The following is a 19,405-nucleotide window of genomic DNA, read 5'->3' as shown; positions in this document are numbered from 1 at the left end:
TGTAAAAGACCGGGTGTTGACAATACTATACGCTATATTGTTATCTGGTAATAGAGTACCTGTGCTCGTCCCAAATCCGCCCATTTTTGTAGATTGCCTTCCTGAAAACGCCATCTTTTGCATAACCATTCTTCTCCAGCACTCTCATAGAGCCAACATTGTATTCAAATATGCCAGCATAAATTCGAACAAAGCCAGCTTGCCTTAGCCCATAGCCTGTTATCAACCTGACAGCGGTGGTTGCAATGCCTTTGTTCCAGAAGGGTTCGCCAATCCAATAACCTATTTCAGCTGTTTTTCTATAGACATCACTTTGCCCTACTAACCCAATAACGCCACAGAAGTGCCTATTGTACTCAATGGCAAATGTCATGGGTGTCTCTTCCTGCTTTGTTAATGTGATGAAGGCTGCAGCGTCTTTACTAGTATAGGGAAAAGGAAAATAGTCGCGGACATTGTCCCAAATCTTTTTGTTGTTGGCAAGGCTTGCCAATGCTTCCTGATCGCTGCCAGTGAGAGGCCGCAGTGACATATTTCCTTCACTTAGCATCATGGTCTGTTTATTTCATTTGACAGCACAAAACGGTAGCGCAACCAAATCCCCGGCAGGAGCATGCTTAGGCTATAGGTAATTCTTAAAGGTTTGAGTACAGACAATATATCCTTTACGCACAAATAGCCTTGCTTACCGACAAAGCCCCCCTTCTATACGATACCTCATGAATAAAGAACTTGCATAAATCGGCCGTCGCCCCCTTTCAAATTATATCCTTCTATTTAAAATGAAAAATAGCAAACAAATCAAATAATGAGGAATTCAAAAAACTGACACACAATTACAACCTATTAAATCAACTGGCGTATTATCTACCATAGTCGCACATTTAAATTATTTTTATTGAAAAATTTGCAATTTAAAAAAGCGTGTTCTATATTTGAATCATCAACAACAATGTAGGGTGTTGAAACTGGCAGACAAGCCCTCCTATCTCGGGGGTGGAGGTTCCGGGACAAAGCAGCTTTTTGATCTATCTACTGGTACAAAGACATTTGCCTAACTACTCCGTGGAGGTTCGATTCCTCCCCCTACAGCTAAAGAGGCTCTCCGGATTAAATTCCGGAGAGCCTCTTTCTATATCATCCTTTAGCACCTGCTTCTATTTATCTTCAGAAGATATTCACTTCTGAAGATAAATAGCCCTGAACCCGCAGAATTTCATCCACAAAATTTAATTCTAACGCCCCGCCAATTTTCTAGAGGCAAAACACAATAACTGTCATTCTAAATATAGTGAAAGTACTAAAAGCCTTCATTCCCAAGGCACCTGTCCCTCACTTGTAATGCGAAGGCGCAAAGAAAATTTTGCACGCGCTGAAGCTTCAGCAGCAGCAAATCAGCCATTACTTCCTTAGATACGTTACTATAAAAACAACGAAATATACCATAAAGTAAAGCTGCAAGAAGCTTTGTTGATACGATGTATCTAAAAATGAAGAATAGGATGATGAAACATGCATGGCTACTCTGCCTTTTCACAACATTAACTTCAGTAAACACTAATTATGGACAGCGCATCAGCAGAGACTCTGTCATGCAGTTTGTCAAATCAACATCATCCTTTACCATATACAAAGACAACTACATTATTACTGGATCGAAAGCAGGCGTAATACCCGAAACCTCCAACTCTGATCTAAAACAGCAGATCAGCTTTAAGCACCGGCTCTCAAAGCCAACCCCTCCTTTAGGCATCTACCTTTTTATAACCTATACTCAGAAATCGTTCTGGGATATTTATAAATGGTCCAGCCCATTTAAAGAAATAAACTTCAAACCGGGCGCTGGCCTGGGTAAACTTCTCTTTAAAGACGAAAAGCTGATAGGCTCCCTGGCGCTGCAGGTAGAGCATGAGTCGAATGGCTTAGGCGGCAACAGCGAAAATGGATCCAGGGGCTGGAATCTTGTGTCGGCAAGTTATACGATGGTTGCTTCTCCCCGATCGGTGCTACTGCTAAAGGCATGGCTTCCTTTTCAGTATAAGAAAGACAATCCTGACCTGATGGAGTATGTGGGCTACGGACAGGCAGCTTATACCTGGGAAATGAAAAAAGACAAGCTGCTGTTTGAAATCGCGGGTCGGAAAGGCGCTTCGTGGTCCTGGAAAGGAAACGTCCGGACACAGCTGAGTTATAACCCTTTCAAATCCGGAAACACGTTTATTACCCTGCAGTGGTACCAGGGCTATGCCGAGAGTTTGCTCCATTACCGGGAGTCGACCAGCATGCTTCGGCTGGGAATGGCTATAAAGCCTGCTAGCTTGCTGCTATATCTGTACTGAATTGTTTTGCTTTGTGGAGAGCGGTTGGCTGCTCCTTAAAGGCTAAGCACAAGCCCTTGCTTACGGTATCGATGGCTTCTCTTGACTCCTTCAGGAACCTTGGCATCATCAGTACAAAATCATGTATCATACCCGGGTATTCTTTGTGCACCACAGGCACACCCGCCTTCTTTAGCTTTTCAGCATACCGGTTACCCTCGTCCCGCAAGGGGTCGTGCTCCGCCGTGATGACTACGGCAGGCGGCAACCCTGTTAAATCAGCAAAAACAGGAGAGCAGTAGGGGTCTTTTCTGTTTACGCCTGCCGGCAAGTAGGCTTCTCCAAACTGCTTCAGCATGTTTTGGGTAAGCAAGTAATCGGTGTCTTCCTCTCTTCGCGAGGGTGCGGAGCCGCTGCAATCTACCGCTGGATATAGTAAGGTCTGATGCAATATTTTAGGACCGTTTTTGTCACGGGCCATCAGAGAAACCACAGCAGCGAAATTGCCTCCGGCACTTTCGCCCCCAACCGCCAGTTTGCTGCCGTCACCGCCAAAGGTATGCGCGTTCTCTGACACCCAGCATGTGGCTTCATAGCAATCCTGCAGCCCCTCCGGAAACGGATGCTCCGGAGCCAGGCGGTACTGCACAGATACCACCACACAAGAAGCCTGATCTGCTATTCTCTTACAGAAGTTATCCCGCACATCATAACTCCCAATAGTAAACCCTCCCCCATGGAAATATACCCAAACCGGAAGCGGCCAGTTTATATCGGCAGGCTTAAAAATTCTCAGCGCTATCTCATGCCCTGCTTTGGAAGTAAAACTGCTGTTATCAGGTTCCGGAACAGCAGGGGATTTGAGTCCGGCAAAGGAATCCATGAACTTCATAAACCTGTTCGAAGATATGCGCCGTTCATCCAGCGGCAGGGAGGTTCTTTCTGCACCAAGTTTGGTGATACCGATCAGTAGTTGAACTGGCAACGGAATGTTAGACATAGCTATATCATCGTAAGATTATTCACTAAACCTTACGATGGCGCTTCCACAATTGATATGCAGCCGCTACGCCTCAACATAGGACAGTGCAGCGGGCTAAGCTTTCAGACACAGGAAAGAAGTTCAAATCAGGACTTTCTGTTCTATGCTCATAGAATTGCAACTGTGACTTGAATATAGCCTACTAAACCGCCTCTCCTTTATTATTGATAGCCGGAGTAGCAGGTACTACACTAATTTGCCTCTCCAGTTCCTGCTGCATTTGTTTGGCCGTTTTGGTGCTGCCATCCGGGCTCCAGCCTGGCGGGTAGAACACATACTTAAACTTATGCTCCCACGACTTCGCCCTCTTCACGTCTTTCCAGATATCGCTAAACTCATGAAAATTAAGTCTGACCGGATTGTGCGACTGCGGCGGGTGCAGCACCCCGAACTTAGGGGCTATATGATGCTCCCTTGGCTGATACGTTCCGAAGAGTTTGTCCCAGATAATGAAGATGCCCCCGTGGTTGCGGTCCAGGTACTCGACGTTGCAGGCGTGATGCACCTGGTGCACCCAGGGAGTGTTGAAGATCTTGTTCATTCCTTTAATATCGGGCACCAGCGTAGAGTGCAAAAAGAACTGGTAGATTGAATTGAAGGACATGCACAGGGCCAGCATCACCGGGTCGAAGCCCAGTGCAGGCATCCACATCCAGTAGACTGGTTTATAAAAGAAAATGGTCCAGCCGTTCCGGAAGGCCGTGCCGAGGTTAAATTTTTCGGAGGAATGATGCACAATATGCGCCGCCCAGAACAGGCGGACGGTGTGGCAAAAGCGATGGTGCCAATAAAAGTTAAAATCGTCTCCTAGCAAACACAGCACCCACACCCACCAGGCCCATCCAAGGCTCTCGTAGCCCAGGTACTGCTCTCGGAGTGGCTCAAACAACTTATAAATAATGAAAAAGAACCCGATCTGGTACACCTTCGTCAGGGTGTTCAGAATGGCGGCTCCTATACCTACCCAGGTGCTCGCAAAAGAGTCTTTTATATCATATAACTCTTTGTCTTCACGGTAGCTGATATAGACTTCCGCCAGGATGAGAATAGCAAAAATCGGAACGAAGTAAACGAAGGGGTTAGGCAGGTTTTCCAGCAGAATTTCCATGGTAGAACAAGACTGTGTAAAGAGTAACAGAAAGCTCAACGTGCTCTCTCTAATTTGGTCTAAGTTAAACATAAATCCAACTTATTCCTAAACTGTAACAGCGGGTGAAGCAGTACAAACTTCATTTTTACAGTTCATCAATAGCCGGTTTCCTCCAGTGCTCTATCTTCTGGAACGGACATTCCTATGGCAAAACAGTTAGAACCAAGTTATCAATAGTAAAGCGTTACTTCGCCCATGTATAGCAGGCTAAGGCACACCATATTTTAACAGTTTAACAGAAAACTAATCCCAAAGTTCACTTCATGCTTTTTTCGTCTTCTGGCTTCGCCTGTTTTTTCATTCTCTCGGCTACCGTCGCTTTATTCTTTGTGCCAGTGCAGGGGCTGCAAAGTATATTTTTATGCAGGGAGAGCAGCAGATAGCCTACCATGCAAGAGCCTGTTCAGCTTGATTATCTACTGCCTTGCCGGAAGTTTCTACAAGCGGAGAGAGTAACGGCAAAACCCGAAATGATTCTTTTTCTCAGGAAAATGACAATTATCATTTCAACTCGCCGACAAGTGGGCTTACTTGCAGCTTATTAATCAGATATTTAGACTAGAAATGAAAGTATACCCGATAGCTTTTGCCGCTCTACTGGCCCTGGCCGCCTGTGGCTCCGACTCTGCCGATGGCAACTACAACCAGGTAGCTAGTGATGAGTTAATTGATGAGCAGATAGACGCTGGCACCAAAACAGCTATAGACAGTATAGCCAGAGCAACCAATGAAGGGAAGATTTTATATCCGCTGCCTGATACGTTGATAACGCTACTCGAACAGAAACAGCCACAGGCCAGGGTGGCCACAATGACAGACGCAGCAATGTCAAGCGAGCGACTGTTGGTGAAGAATCCGATCTTCCTGCGCGGCAACCTCAACGGGAACAGCTCCATGGACTATGCCGTGCAGGTGCTACAGAACGACTCCATTCAGATTCTGGCCTTCCTGGATTATACAGACCAGGCCCGCGAAGTAGAAATAGCCAGCTACCCGGCCACAAAACTTGATGCGGAGTGGTACAGCACCTATCAGATACGATTAGCGCCCAAGGATTCGCTGGTAATGGACAACCGCAGCCAAAAGCGCATACCACTACCCACCGACGGTGTTTCGGTAGTATCAGAAGACCGTACTATCCTATACCTGATGCAGGATGGCCGCTTTATACCGTTCGACGCCCAGAGGTAAGGCGCCTAATTAGTGCGTATTTCAAAATAGAACTCCTATGACCGCCGTACTAAATAACGCTCACTTAAAACTTTTGCGACTCTCAGGTACGTACACAAATGGTGCGCAGCAACTGCTACGCACCATTTATACGACCATAAAAAACAAGAGCTATGAGTAAACAAGAAAATATAGAGACGCAGAAGCAGTTCGGCGAGGCCATTAATAAAGGTAACCTGGAGAAATTCCACCAATTGATGTCGCCGGATGTAGTAGACCACGACCCGGCACCAGACCAGGGTCCCGGACCGGACGGGTTTATCCAGTTTTTCAGCACCTTCCGCAGTGCCTTCCCGGACCTGGAGGTGAAAGTAGACCACATGGTAGCCGACGATGACAACGTATCCATTGCCTATACCGTAACCGGCACGCACAAAGGGGACTTTATGGGCATACCGGCCACCGGCAAGCAAATGAAAGCGCGGGGTGTACAGATCGCCCGCTTCGAGAACGGCAAAATTGTGGAGCGCTGGGGCAGCTCCGACGAACTCGGCATCCTGAAGCAGATCGGAGCCAGCATCAAAGGCTAAGATTCACCAGCTATCCTATTGCATAGGTTCGGAGCTTTCTTATAAGAGTTAGCTCCGAACCTTTTTTTGTGGGTGTGCCTGTGTGTGGAGAACAGTTTGTCAAGGCAATGCCCGGGTCATCATTTTATACTTGCTGATAGAATATATCTTCCGGCCATTTCTCCGGTTACTTAAAATATAATTCCTGATACGAAACCAGACTTTATCATTCCGGATAATGTGGTCGTGGAAGTCACGCTAAACTTGCGGCATTGAGGTTATTGTTTCAGTATCATTTCTTATATATTGCGATGCAATGGCATATGCTGAAACACTTCCTCCCTCTGTCCTGAAATTATTCAGATGTTTTAATGCCTGCTGTTTATTATTAACTGTGTTGGTGTGCCTGGATATTTTAGCTCTGCCGCGTATTGCTTATAGAGAGAAGATAATCTCAAGAGAGGCCATCTACAGCACAACCCGAAACAGGTTCACTGGCCGTGTTTACAGAACGAAGTTGGATAACATTATTCTGACAACTGAAAATTTTCGTTTCCCATATCATAGAGTTCAGAATTTCAATCCCTCAGAAGCAGATTCAGTCCGTCTTGTTACTACTGTTTTATTTAAAATTGTAGATAGAGGCTATATGAGAAGGTTTGATGAAGAAATGGAGCTGAAGCTCGGTGCTGGCATATCTGGTTCCACAATATTTGTTCCCATTACTTTTGGTTTAACAGCTCTTTTTGGAGTAGCCATGCGGCGTAACAAAGAACAGCTATTAAATGCGGTTGTGGTTAATATCATTCTAATCATCATACAACTCTGGCTAACGGGGTATCTTAGCTTCATTTCCACTTAAGTATTGATGAGCCAGCATAACAAACTCTACACAACTATCAACTGTTCTTCCCTCCCCCGAAACCTTCTCCTCCCTCTCCCAGTTCTGATAAGACATTAAGTTATAGTATCTTTGTAGGGAAGAACGAACAGGAGACGCATACCATTGAAAGTAAAAGATTTTTTAGAACTGTACCGCCTCGACAGCGTGGTGCAAACCATTGCCGAACGGCTGAAGACAGCCCAACCTTACCGCCTCCAGATCAAAGGGCTGGCGGGTAGCCAGGATGCCGTGCTGGCCTCGGCGGTGTATACCCTAAATTACGGGCACCAGCTCTTCGTGATGCACGACAAAGAGGAGGCGGCCTATTTCTATACCGACCTCAAAAACCTGCTCGGCGAAGAAAAGGAAATCCTGCTCTTCCCGACCTCCTACAAGCGCCCTTATAGTTTCGACGACACCGAGAACGCCAACATCCTCATGCGGGCCGAGGTGCTCAACCGCCTCAACCAGAAAACAGGTAAAGGCGAGCTGATCGTGACATACCCGGAGGCGCTGACGGAGAAGGTTATCAACAAAAAGTCGCTGGTGGAGAATACGCTGGGCGCCAAAGTAGGCGAAAAGCTGGACACAACCTTCCTGAGCGAGATGCTGGCCGAGTATGGCTTTGAGCGCACCGAATTTGTGTACGAAGCAGGCCAGTACGCTGTTCGCGGCGGTATTGTGGACGTGTATTCCTACGCCAACGACCTGCCTTACCGCATCGAGCTTTTCGGTGACGAGATAGAAAGTATCCGCACCTTCGACCCTGACACGCAGCTGTCGGTGGAGACAAAGAAGGCGATCTCCATTATACCCAACGTACAGACGAAGTTGCTGCAGGAAACGCGCGAAGCTTTCCTCGACTTTATACCTGCCAATACCACGCTCTGGTTCAAGGATGTGCGCCTGACGCTGGACGTGATTGACGAATACTTTGACAAAGCGGCTCATAACTTCGAGAAGATGATGGCGGGCAGCGGCGGCACGCAAATTGTGTCAGACCCGGAGCAGCTGTTTCAGACGCAGAAGCTGTTCAAGCAGCTGCTGGAAAACTTTAACGTGGTGGAGATAGGCAAGCGCTTTCACTTCCGCAGCACCGAAGTGATACAGCTACAAACCAAGCCGCAGCCCTCGTTCAACAAAGATTTCCAGCGGCTGGTAAAAGACCTGCACGAGCAGCAGGGAGCTGGTTTCGTGAACCTCATTGCCACTGATTCGCCGCGCCAGATCAACCGCCTCACCATGATATTTGATGAGTTGGACCATGACGTGCGTTTCCAGCACCTGCCCATCTCACTGCGTGAAGGCTTCATCGACCAGACTTTAAAAATTACCTGCTATACTGACCACCAGTTGTTCGACAGGTTCTACCAGCATAAGGCCAAAGAAGGGCATTCCAAGTCCAAGTCCATGACGCTGAAAGAGCTGCGCTCGCTGCAGCCCGGCGACTACGTGACCCACATCGACTATGGCATCGGCCGCTTTGCCGGCCTCGAGAAAGTAGAAGTGGGAGGTCGCTTGCAGGAGGCGATCCGGCTTGTTTACCGTGATGATGACTTGCTGTATGTAAGCATCCACGCGCTGCATAAAATCAGCAAGTACAGCGGCAAAGAAGGTGGCCCGCCGAGCATGAGCAAGCTGGGGTCACCGGAGTGGGAGAACAAGAAGAAGAAGGTCAAGAGCAAGGTAAAAGACATTGCCCACGAGCTCATCAGCCTATACGCCAAACGTAAGGCCGCGCCGGGCTACTCCTACTCCCGCGACGGTTTCCTGCAGGCAGAACTGGAATCCTCGTTTATTTACGAGGATACGCCGGACCAGGCGAAATCCACAGAGGACGTGAAAGCCGACATGGAGCAGCCGCACCCGATGGACCGCCTTGTGTGCGGCGATGTGGGCTTCGGTAAAACAGAGATTGCCATTCGTGCCGCCTTTAAAGCCGCCTGCGACGGCAAGCAGGTGGCTGTGCTGGTGCCCACCACCATCCTGGCCATGCAGCACTACCGCACCTTCCGCGACAGGCTGGAGCAGTTCCCGGTTACGGTCGATTATGTAAACCGCTTCAAGACCACCAAGGATACTAAAGAAACCCTGAAGCGCTTGTCGGAGGGTAAAATTGATATCCTGATCGGCACGCACCGCATCGTGAGCAAAGACGTCAAGTTCAAAGACCTCGGCCTGATGATTATTGATGAGGAGCAGAAGTTTGGGGTGAAAACGAAGGAGAAGCTGCGGGAGATGAAAATAAATGTGGATACACTTACGCTCACAGCCACGCCGATTCCGCGCACGCTGCACTTCTCGCTGATGGGAGCTCGCGACCTGTCTGTTATCGCCACGCCGCCACCAAACCGCCAGCCGGTAAAAACAGAGCTGCACGTGTATGATGAGGCGCTGATTCGGGATGCCATTGTGTATGAGATGAAGCGCGGTGGGCAGGTGTTCTTTGTGCACAACCGCATCAAGGATATTGAGGAAATAGCAGGCATGATTCTGCGACACGTACCGGACTGCAAGGTTGCCTACGCTCACGGGCAGATGGAGCCGGAGAAGCTGGAAAAACGCATGATGAAGTTTGTGAACGGCGAGTACGACGTGCTGGTCAGCACCAACATCATCGAGTCGGGCTTGGACATTGAGAATGCCAACACCATCATCATCAACCGCGCCCATATGTTTGGCCTGTCAGACCTGCACCAGATGCGCGGCCGCGTAGGGCGCTCGAACAAGAAAGCTTATTGCTACCTGCTCACACCACCTGTGGCTGGGCTGCCTTCGGATGCCCGCAAGCGCCTGAGCACGCTGGAAGAATTCTCTGACCTGGGCGAAGGCTTTAAGATTGCCATGCGCGACCTGGACATCCGGGGTGCAGGTAACCTGCTGGGCGGAGAGCAAACCGGTTTTATCACGGACCTTGGGTTCGAGATGTACCACCAGGTGCTCGACGATGCCATTAAGGAGCTGAAGGAAACCGAATTCCGCGAACTGTTCCTGGGCGATAACTTGGAGCAGTTTATTGAGCCGGTGCGCGAGTGCAACATCGAGACAGACATGGAGGTGCTGATACCAGACAGTTATGTGAGTAACATCTCCGAGCGCCTTAGCCTTTACAGCAAGCTCGACAGCGTAAAGAGCATGGAGGAACTGGAAAAACTGCGCGACAGCATTGTAGACCGCTTTGGTCCGCTGCCTGAGCAGGTGCAGCAACTCGTGGAAATTGTGAAGCTACGCTGGCAGGCCCAACAGCTCGGTTTTGAGAAGCTCACCATCAAAAAAGAAACAATAAAGGGCTACCTGCCGGCAGAGAACAACGACAAATATTTCCAGTCCGACATATTTGGCAACATTCTCAAGTATGTGCAGCAGCACCCGCGCCGTTCGCGGTTAAAAGAGGCCAAGCACAAACTCATCGTGGTAGTGGAAGACATCCGAAGCATAGCCGACGCCAAAGAGGTTTTCGAAGGCTTAGGTATACAGGAGGCTGTTTCCACGCAAGCTTCATAAATTAGCGCGCAGCACTTTGTTGCAGCCTGCCGCAGATTAAGGAGGCTCCGTCACGATGGTGAGCAGGCTGCAACTTGATAAAAATCAGTTATACCTTACGCAATAGAAAGCGTACCAAGAAGTTGAGAACCTATAGCATGATGAAATCAGTAAATACTATTCTGTTGATCGATGACGACGAGACAACGAATTACCTGAATCACCGCCTGCTTTCGCGCATGGAGGCAGCACCGGATATCCGGGTGGTGACAGACGGAGACGAGGCCCTGAAATATTTAAAAAATGCTTTCGCAGGTGAAGCGAAATACGCCCGTCCTGACCTGATTTTCGTTGACATCAAAATGTCGGGCATGGATGGCTTTGAGTTTTTGGAGGAGTACCAGAAAGTTCCTGCAAAGCAGAAAGAAAACATCGTCATGCTGATGCTTACCTCTTCTGCCAGCTTCTACGACCTTGAAAAGCTGAAGCAGTTCCCCGATGTACGCAAGCATTACTCCAAGCCCTTGGCAGAGGCTGACGTTCGCGAAATCATGGAAACTTACTTTTAGAACAGCCTGATAATGATTGTGGCAGCGGCACTCCTTCTGGAAGGGGTGCCGCTGTTTTTTTCTAAAACAGCCGTTGGTTAACTATAGCCAGTGCAATCCCGTAAATATATAACAAGCCCGCACTTTGTGGGATGAATATATTCTGAAACATCTAAAGCAAAATAATACTATGGCAAACAAACCTATGAACACAAACGGCAGCGAAGGCGAAAACCACGAAATCGGCCGCAAATTATATAACAAAGACAAACAGTATAACCAGCAGAACGATAACCAACGCTATGGCAACAGGCGAGAAGATACCCGCGAGTGGGGAGAAGGCAACTACTTCCATACGGGCCCTAACCCACGTGGCGCACAGGATCCGGACAGAGATCGGAACCGGAACTTCGACCGCAACCGCAACGATGACCGCAGAGGTGGTGCTAGCAACAGTTCCTATAACCAGGGCCAGAATGCACACCTGAACGACCACTACGGCAGCCGTTCTGACAGCAGCTACCGCAACGAGCGCTCCTTCATAAACCACGGAGACCGGAACCAGTACCAGCACGACGAAAGCCACAGCATGCGCAGGCCGCATACATCAGGAGGCTCTTTACAGGGTAACCAGGAAGATGTGAGAGGTCAGCAGAACGATCCGTGGCGTGAAGGACCGGGCAGCGGAAGCCGCTATAAAGAGTCAGACTACCGTTATGGCAGCGGCTCGCATAACTGGTATACTGAAGACCGCTACACCCCGAACGATGACAATAACCGCCGCAACAATCCCCGCCATGACGACCGTGGCTTTATGGACCGAATGAAGGATACCTGGAACGACATCTGGCATTCTGATGACGAGGACTACCAGTCACGCGGCGACCGGTACCAGTCAAACGCTGATCGCCTCGATACCCGTAAGCGCTACGGCTCCGAGCAGTACCGCGACCGTAACTTTGACAAAGGCCTGGAAGGAGGCCCTCGCTGGGCTGATGAAACAGACTCAGGGCAGGATAATTATTTTGATGACCGCGATAATACCAATCGCTATCGCCGATAAAACGTATACATACCAGATTAGGTAGATTTGGTAATAAATTAGTTTTAGTTAGTAAATGGCAAAGCCGGCTCTTGCAGTCGGCTTTGTTTTTTTTACCTTAGTGTTTCGAGTTTGTTTAAACATACTGTGTATCACCTCGTACATCACTAATAAGAGTAAGCTTAAATTCTGTTTTTGATGGCGAAAAGGATATTTTTTTTGAGTTCTGACAAAACTCATTTTAAGGTGCATAGCCGGGGCCATGTGTCGCAGAACAGCGCTATCAGGTTTAAAAATCATTCCTTTGCAGCTCAAAAGATAATATTTAACCAGGCTCCGGAACTAAATAAAATTATTATTTACCTAAAGATATAGCCATGCATCACGACGAAAACAACCCACGGCATTCGCAGCACAACAGGGAAATGCGCCACCGCAGGGAGCAGCATCCTAACCATGAGCGTGAGCGGTATTTTAATGACTTTAAGAGCCGCTGGGGAGAGCCAACTCCACCACTTAACCTGCACCAAAACGAGCGTGATCTACGTGAACTAGGCCGTTTTGAGCGGGAGGGGCGATACCACCAGCAGCGTGAAGAGTGGCTGCCAAACCAGCCACGCAGGCAGCAGCAGCCACGTGATGAAAACCAGCCACGCGATATTTCATGGCGCCAGCGCGATGTGAACTTCGACAGAAACAACCAAAGGGTGGAGGACCGCTGGCAACAGGACGATACCATACCACACCCTAGGGAAAAGCGCCGCCGCAGACAGGGACCAGGCGACGAGTATGGTTATAATGAAAGAGGCCGCAGGTAGGCCTGTTAAATTGTAGAACTGATCTTTTATAAAACAGAAGAAGCCGGATAGATCCGGCTTCTTCTGTTTTATATGCTTTTGCTAAAACCGCTTCCTTATACCCACACCAAAGGAGACGAGTTCCGGAATGCCTGGCACCAGGTTTAGCGACAGGTCTGTATTCTCCTTTAGTTTGTAATTGTACTCCAGCTCACCGGCATACCAGTAAAACTTATACTGCCAGTCGCCTTTGCGTTCAAAATAACCGTCATCCACATAGTCTTTAATGTTGTTCCAATCGCGCCGGTACACAAGCGTGGGGCCGACGCCGCCATTCAGGGAGTGGCGGTTTTTCCGAAAGATTAGACCGCGCCAACCAATATGAGTGAATCCCGCCAGCACAGCGGCACAGTCAGCATACAGCCCTTGCTCTACCCGCACACTTATCACGTCGCGCACCACAAACCTCTCATACCCTGCTATTGCGCCATAATTAAAGGTAATATAGCCTTTGTTGTCGATCCTGTTGGGAAACATCTCCGGGTACGGGCTCTCCTTCAGGTGCACCGACAGCCCAAAGAGTTTAACTGTAAAGGCGTTCTTATAGGCGGGTTGTTCCTGCGCCTGCACACCAAGCGGCAGTTGGTAAAGTAATAAGAGGCAAAGCAAAAGATGAAGGATACGGGGCATAAGTTTCGTATGGTCTGTCAGCTTGCTTTACCCGTTTTTTAGCTGCTGGGTTACTTATACGTGCAGGCAAGGACATACTAAAAGATACTTTGTACCTTTGCAATCTTATGTTGGCACTGGAAGATTTACTAGCGCAGGTCCAGGCCTGCCGCATCTGCGAAGAGCACCTGCCATTGGGTCCACGCCCGGTTTTGCGTGCCAGCACTACAGCTAGGCTGCTGGTGGTAGGGCAGGCACCAGGCACCAAAGTGCATGCCAGTGGCACCCCCTGGGATGATCAGAGCGGAAAGCGCCTGCGCCAGTGGCTGGGCCTTGACGCTGCCACTTTTTATGATGCGTCGCAGATTGCCATTGTTCCGATGGGCTTCTGCTACCCGGGCAAAGGCAAAAGCGGTGACCTGCCGCCCCGCCCTGAGTGCGCTCGGCACTGGCACCAGCAACTACTGGACCTGCTGCCAAACATCGAGCTCACGCTGCTCATCGGGAAGTATGCGCAAGACGGCTTCCTGAAGCATGCCGCCAAGTCAACGCTTACAGAAACGGTGGCCAATTGGCACGAGTACCTGCCGCACTACATGCCACTCCCGCACCCTTCGCCCCGCAACCAGTTTTGGCTCAAACGCCACCCTTGGTTTGAGACTGATGCCGTACCGGCGCTTCAGCAACTCGTAAGCGACCTGGTCAAAAAAACCTAAAGCCTGTATTTTCGTTGCAACATATCTACTCCCTGAACAAGAGATTCACCACCCTATGATCAACTATCCCTCCAGCAAATTACCCGACATAGGCACGAGTATTTTTACCGTCATGTCGGCTCTAGCCAACGAGCAACAGGCGATTAACCTGTCGCAGGGCTTCCCGGATTTTAACTGCCCTGCGCCCCTGATAGACCTCGTGAGCAGATATATGCGCAAAGGCTTCAACCAATACGCTCCCATGGCGGGTGTTCCGAAGTTGCGCGAAAACATCAGCACTAAAACGGAGAAAGTATACGGTTATCGTCCTGATCCTGACACAGAGGTAACAGTGACGTCCGGTGCCACAGAAGCTTTAAATGCAGCTATTACGGCTGTGGTAAAATCAGGAGATGAAGTGGTGATACTGGAGCCCTGCTATGATGCATATGTCCCGGTTATCCGGTTATGCGGAGGAGTTCCTATTTTTGTGTCGCTGGCACTTCCTGATTTCCATGTGGACTGGGACCAGGTGAAACGCCGCATCTCCTCCCGCACCAGCCTCATCATCCTGAACACACCTCACAACCCCACCGGGGCCGTGCTATCGAAGCAGGACATGGACACACTTGCGAACCTAATAGAGGGCACCGATATTCTGGTGATTAGCGACGAAGTGTATGAGCACATGGTGTTTGACGGACAGCAGCATTACAGTGTGCTACAGCACCCGCAACTGCGCAAGCGCAGCTTTGTTATCTCCTCTTTCGGGAAGACATACCACACTACCGGCTGGAAGGTAGGTTACACCGTGGCTCCTGCCGTACTCACTGCTGAGCTGCGCAAAATGCACCAGTTCATTACGTTCTGCACACCAACGCCGTTACAAATGGCTCTCGCAGATTTTATGGAAGAGGAAACGCATTACCGCAACCTGCCGGATTTTTACCAGGCCAAGCGCGACTTCTTTAACGAACAGCTAAAAGGCTCCCGTTTCGAAATAGTGCCTTCTGCCGGCACTTACTTTCAACTGGCAAAGTATGATAAAATCTCAGATGAGTATGACCTGGATTTCGCAAAGCGCCTCACCCGACAGGCCGGTGTAGCCACCATACCTGTCTCAGCTTTCTACCACGACAAATCAGACCATAAGTACCTCCGCTTCTGCTTCGCCAAAAGTGAGGATACGCTGCAAGCCGCCGCTGCAAAGCTGGTGCAGCTATAAATTTAAAATGATGTAAGACGCACGTGCGCAGCACAGATCTGTAGCCCGCCTCTTGCTAACCTTCGAACAACGAGTAACAAACAACGATAAAAAATGGACCTACGCATCACCATCGTTCAGACAGCGCTGCACTGGCAGGATGCGGAGAAAAACCGCACGATGTTCTCGGAAAAGTTAGCTGCCGCTGCCCCTCAAACCGACCTGATTGTGCTGCCCGAGATGTTCACAACCGGCTTTAGTATGGAGGCGGAGGCATTGGCTGAAGAGGCTGCGGGTTCTACTCTGCTATGGATGCAGCAGGAGGCCAAAAAGTACCAGGCGGTGCTAACAGGCAGCGTGATGGTAAAGGAGAATGGGCACTACTATAACCGCTTATATTGGGTACGGCCTGATGGTCCCTATGTGCACTACAATAAGAAGCACCTCTTCCGGATGGCGAAGGAGCACCATACATATTCCACAGGCGGAGAAAAAATAGTAGTGGAACTGAACGGATGGAACATCTGCCCGCTGGTGTGTTACGATCTGCGCTTCCCGGTATGGAGCCGCAACGTTAGCAACAGCTATGACCTGCTGCTGTATGTAGCCAACTGGCCCCAGGCCCGCAGCCTTGCGTGGCGTTCGCTGCTGCAGGCACGCGCCATCGAAAACGTGGCTTACGTGGCCGGTGTGAACCGTGTGGGCACTGACGGCAACAACCACCCCTACTCCGGCGACTCCGCCATTATCCACCCCAAAGGGCATCACCTGCTGCAGACAAGCCAGATAGAAGGTATACATTCCCTCACGTTGAGCAAGCAGGAGCTATTAGAATTCAGACAAGCCTTCCCGGCGCATCTGGATGCAGATGCGTTTCGTTTGGGTTAAGGTTAGGAATTAGCATTATCAGTACTAAGGTGAATGTTTCCAGACAGGACACAGCATCGATAGAAAAAATTACAATCCCGCAAGTTTTCAACTTGTGGTGAACATGAGTCAGTTTTCAACTGGCGTGTCATACCTTCTTTTTACTTACGCCTCTGTTTCCTTTTACCGGGTCAAACCACCCCTGCCCCTCCTGGGGGTGAAGGGGTCCCCTTTAAAGTCCAAGGAGGGGAACTTGAAATTGCATCAGCTATAGAAAACCTCCACTTGAGTGTTTGCTAAACCTTAGCTAGAAACTGCTTTACTTCATTCAAAGCCTCTTCCTCCTCTACCTGTCTGAGCTGCACATGCGGGCGGGCCTGGAACATACGCTGGAGGCGGGAATGCTCTCCCAGCAGCAACACAAGTCTTCCTGCCTTTTCCTCAAACAGCTCTTCGAGTATCGCCATGGCCTTACCCAGGCCAGGCGTGTTTGCATCGGCTTTAATGCAAACCACCGCTTGGTCACTTTCACGGAGCAGGCGCAGGGCGTAGTGCTGTAATAGTTCATCTGAACCCGCATCTATGTCCAGCACAGCCACCTCCGGGAGCTGTCGCTTTACCTGTTCGGGCAGCGGTTTACTATAGGTGGTATGAGTTGTTAGTTCTATATAAAGGAAAGCCTGCATTACCTTACCACAAATTTAAACGATGTGCGTTTCCCGCTTTCGGAGGTGGCCCGAATAATGTAAAGCCCTGCCTTCAGGTTTTGTAGCGGCAACATATGATGGGCGCTATAGCTGCCACGGTTGCGGTACAGAAGCTTTCCGATGGCATCATACACCTGCACCGTTACGGGTTCAGAGGCCTGTACTCTTATGGTCTCCCTCATGCTTCTGTCGGCAGGGTTGGGATATACTGCTACCTGCAGGCCTACTTCAGGAGCCGTAGATTCTGCAGAATTGCCGGCAAATTGCTCCAGCAGGTAAAGGCCGCCACCTTGTGTGCCGATGGTGAGGTACAATTTATTCTCTCCGCCTAAAGGTGCCGCTGCTATACTCAGGCCTTTACCAAGGCGCGTTGCCTGGGCACCTTCCAACAGTTCATTCTCCAGGAGATTTGTTTCTGCGGTCAGCGTATTTCCCTCTAAGGCTGCCGCAAGGTTCCGGTACACGCGCAGTTCTCCGCTTTCATCTGTTGTGAGCAGGTCCGGCGTGCCATCACCATCAACGTCGGTTATAGCGGGGTACAGGAACCGGCGAGAGAAGTCTGCCGCTATGCCCGCGAAGTTCTTTTGTTCCGAGGCATAAACCGGCGAAGCCGCATTTCCGGTATTAAGGTAAAAACTCAGGCTGCCATCGCTCTTGCCGAGCAGCAGGTCCAGGTCGCCATTCCCGTCCACATCTGCAAAAGCAGGAGAAGCATTTGCCTGTACAGCCTGCACCGTTTGCAGATCAGCAAAACTATACAGCGCAGCCTGCCCTCGTGGGGCTTTGTTCGGAATGTATGCGATACGAGTTGAATTTTCCTGCAACCCTTTAAACGTCAGCACAAGGTCTGCTGCTCCATCGCCGTTCATGTCGGCAAAAGTTGGTTTGATGTTGAAGAGCTGCTGGCTTTGCAAGTCGAGGTAGTCGTTTGTCACCAGCTCAAAGGCGGGCGCTGTAGCCGTCCCGGTATTTCGGTAAAAATGAAGTGCGGCACTGTAGTGGCCGTTACGGTAAGCAGTGGCATTTCCGACCAGCATGTCCAGGTCGCCATCCGCATCCATGTCCGCAAAGGCAGGGAAAGCTCCTTCGCCCACATCAATCATCTGCCCCTGCAAAAAATCATCCTGCACAAATGTAAAGTCGGGCTTATTTTCAGCGCCCTGGTTGCGGTAAAGCCAGCTAGAGGTTTCAAAGTTTATATTGTTTAACTCATCTGTTGCCTGCGGTGCCACCAGCAGATCCGGCACACCGTCGAAGGTAACATCCTCGTAGTAAGCAGCCGGAAAAACAGGAAAAGAAGCGGGCCTTGCAGCCGGGAAAGCGGGTGTAAAGCCTGTCATCAGAGCATTCGCAGCCGAGCCTTCGTTCTCCATCAGCACCAGGTTATCACACATCACACCACCCATCACTAATTCTTTATCGCCATCAGCATCCATGTCCAGGAGCAGCAAAGAGGAGCCGTCGTGCCCTGAGTGTTGCGGGGCGGCCACCCGGCAGTGTGCCCCGAAGAGATAGCTGTTGCAGCCATCGCACTCAGTAATGCCACCCCACCAGTTTGTTTGCTGCTCATACGTCAGAGTGCCGCAAGCCAGCCCCTGCTCTGCCCGAATGTTTTGGTATAGCTCCAGGGTATAGCCTCTGGAAAACTCTGCAATCAGTATATCCAAATCCCCGTCATTGTCAATATCCACAATGGCCGGGATGTCGGTACTCTTCATCTGCATGTTTACCTTGCCGTCCCGGTAGAAAAGCGCCTCTCCCGCTAAAGCGAACTTCAGCTGCCCCCCTGTTGGTGCTTCCTGTTTAAAAACCCGTATCCCCAGCGGGCTGCTTGTAAAAATATCTTTCAGCCCATCGCAGTTGTAGTCGCGCAGCAGCACCCAGTATTCCAGGTCAGCAGGAAAAAACACCTCATACGCTGGGGCATACACATACTGCCACTCCCCGTTTTGCTGCACCGCCAGCCAGGTATATACCTTTTTCAACTGCCTGTCGAAGACAAAGAGGTCATCCTGCCCATCCTGGTTCAGGTCAATGGTGGAGAACTGGGGCGTATTAAGGCCTCCGCTCCAGGGAGCAGCCAGTTGCCTGGCCTGCGTGGCGACGGGCACATCGTGGCGGAACCGGAACTGCAGCGGCTCCTGTTGCTGGGCCATGGCAGTTGCCACGGAGCAAAGTATAACCAGAACAAGAGTAAGGTATTTCTTCATGTAGGGTAAGAGATTGCCAAAAGAGCAAGTGCTATATTATTGTGCTGTCGC

The 19,405-nt window shown here is 49.9% G+C and carries 17 protein-coding genes; 11 read left to right on the top strand and 6 right to left on the bottom strand.

Going from position 1 to position 19,405, the window contains the following annotated elements; all coding sequences use genetic code 11:
- Positions 1-40: 40 nt before the first annotated feature.
- Entirely contained in the window at positions 41-553 is a 513-nt protein-coding gene (locus E1919_RS00920) for a GNAT family N-acetyltransferase (protein WP_237143934.1), read from the bottom strand.
- A gap of 1,039 nt (positions 554-1,592) precedes the next feature.
- Between E1919_RS00920 and E1919_RS00915 the strand changes: the two genes are divergently transcribed.
- Entirely contained in the window at positions 1,593-2,339 is a 747-nt protein-coding gene (locus E1919_RS00915; RefSeq protein ID WP_162051477.1) for a phospholipase A, read from the top strand.
- On the opposite strand, the gene E1919_RS00910 is transcribed toward E1919_RS00915, so the two are convergent.
- On the bottom strand, positions 2,314-3,318 hold the full coding sequence (locus E1919_RS00910) for an alpha/beta hydrolase (RefSeq protein WP_162051476.1): 1,005 nt from the start codon (positions 3,316-3,318) through the stop codon (positions 2,314-2,316). The two genes, E1919_RS00915 and E1919_RS00910, sit on opposite strands and share 26 nt — an antisense overlap.
- Positions 3,319-3,502: 184 nt before the next feature.
- A complete protein-coding gene (locus tag E1919_RS00905) occupies positions 3,503-4,468 on the bottom strand; it encodes a sterol desaturase family protein (RefSeq protein ID WP_162051475.1) in 966 nt (321 codons plus the stop codon).
- Between the two features lie 606 nt (positions 4,469-5,074).
- Between E1919_RS00905 and E1919_RS00900 the strand changes: the two genes are divergently transcribed.
- From E1919_RS00900 to E1919_RS00870, 7 genes are all read left to right on the top strand, one after another.
- Complete coding sequence (locus E1919_RS00900; RefSeq protein WP_162051474.1) at positions 5,075-5,701, top strand: hypothetical protein; 627 nt, start codon at positions 5,075-5,077, stop codon at positions 5,699-5,701.
- 152 nt (positions 5,702-5,853) lie between these two features.
- Positions 5,854-6,270: an ester cyclase gene (locus tag E1919_RS00895; RefSeq protein ID WP_162051473.1), complete on the top strand. Its 417-nt coding sequence runs from the start codon at positions 5,854-5,856 to the stop codon at positions 6,268-6,270.
- A 295-nt stretch (positions 6,271-6,565) separates the two neighbouring features.
- Positions 6,566-7,111: a hypothetical protein gene (locus E1919_RS00890; protein WP_162051472.1), complete on the top strand. Its 546-nt coding sequence runs from the start codon at positions 6,566-6,568 to the stop codon at positions 7,109-7,111.
- 144 nt (positions 7,112-7,255) lie between these two features.
- Entirely contained in the window at positions 7,256-10,636 is a 3,381-nt protein-coding gene (gene mfd, locus E1919_RS00885; RefSeq protein WP_162051471.1) for a transcription-repair coupling factor, read from the top strand.
- 137 nt (positions 10,637-10,773) lie between these two features.
- Positions 10,774-11,184, top strand: coding sequence for a response regulator (locus E1919_RS00880; protein WP_237143933.1), 411 nt, complete (start codon positions 10,774-10,776; stop codon positions 11,182-11,184).
- Between the two features lie 169 nt (positions 11,185-11,353).
- Positions 11,354-12,226, top strand: a complete 873-nt coding sequence (locus tag E1919_RS00875; RefSeq protein ID WP_162051470.1) for a hypothetical protein — start codon at positions 11,354-11,356, stop codon at positions 12,224-12,226.
- Positions 12,227-12,582: 356 nt separating this feature from the next.
- Positions 12,583-13,023, top strand: coding sequence for a hypothetical protein (locus E1919_RS00870; protein WP_162051469.1), 441 nt, complete (start codon positions 12,583-12,585; stop codon positions 13,021-13,023).
- Between the two features lie 81 nt (positions 13,024-13,104).
- On the opposite strand, the gene E1919_RS00865 is transcribed toward E1919_RS00870, so the two are convergent.
- Complete coding sequence (locus tag E1919_RS00865; protein ID WP_162051468.1) at positions 13,105-13,692, bottom strand: hypothetical protein; 588 nt, start codon at positions 13,690-13,692, stop codon at positions 13,105-13,107.
- A gap of 107 nt (positions 13,693-13,799) precedes the next feature.
- Here E1919_RS00865 and E1919_RS00860 point away from each other — a divergent pair, with 107 nt between their 5' ends.
- From E1919_RS00860 to E1919_RS00850, 3 genes are all read left to right on the top strand, one after another.
- Positions 13,800-14,387 carry a uracil-DNA glycosylase family protein gene (locus tag E1919_RS00860; RefSeq protein WP_162051467.1) on the top strand — a complete coding sequence of 196 codons (588 nt, stop codon included), beginning with the start codon at positions 13,800-13,802 and terminating at the stop codon, positions 14,385-14,387.
- A 55-nt stretch (positions 14,388-14,442) separates the two neighbouring features.
- On the top strand, positions 14,443-15,591 hold the full coding sequence (locus E1919_RS00855; RefSeq protein WP_162051466.1) for a methionine aminotransferase: 1,149 nt from the start codon (positions 14,443-14,445) through the stop codon (positions 15,589-15,591).
- Between the two features lie 93 nt (positions 15,592-15,684).
- Positions 15,685-16,458: an amidohydrolase gene (locus E1919_RS00850; protein WP_162051465.1), complete on the top strand. Its 774-nt coding sequence runs from the start codon at positions 15,685-15,687 to the stop codon at positions 16,456-16,458.
- 275 nt (positions 16,459-16,733) lie between these two features.
- Here E1919_RS00850 and E1919_RS00845 read toward each other — a convergent pair whose 3' ends face one another.
- Both E1919_RS00845 and E1919_RS00840 read right to left on the bottom strand, forming a co-directional pair.
- Complete coding sequence (locus tag E1919_RS00845) at positions 16,734-17,123, bottom strand: hypothetical protein (RefSeq protein ID WP_162051464.1); 390 nt, start codon at positions 17,121-17,123, stop codon at positions 16,734-16,736.
- Positions 17,123-19,354 (bottom strand): T9SS type A sorting domain-containing protein, encoded by a 2,232-nt coding sequence (locus E1919_RS00840; RefSeq protein ID WP_162051463.1) that lies wholly within the window; start codon positions 19,352-19,354, stop codon positions 17,123-17,125. The genes E1919_RS00845 and E1919_RS00840 overlap by 1 nt, the downstream gene beginning before the upstream one ends.
- Positions 19,355-19,405: the final 51 nt, after the last annotated feature.

This window comes from Pontibacter pamirensis, assembly GCF_010015475.1.
GTDB classification, from domain to species: domain Bacteria; phylum Bacteroidota; class Bacteroidia; order Cytophagales; family Hymenobacteraceae; genus Pontibacter; species Pontibacter pamirensis.
This window is presented reverse-complemented; position numbering and strand designations above follow the sequence as displayed.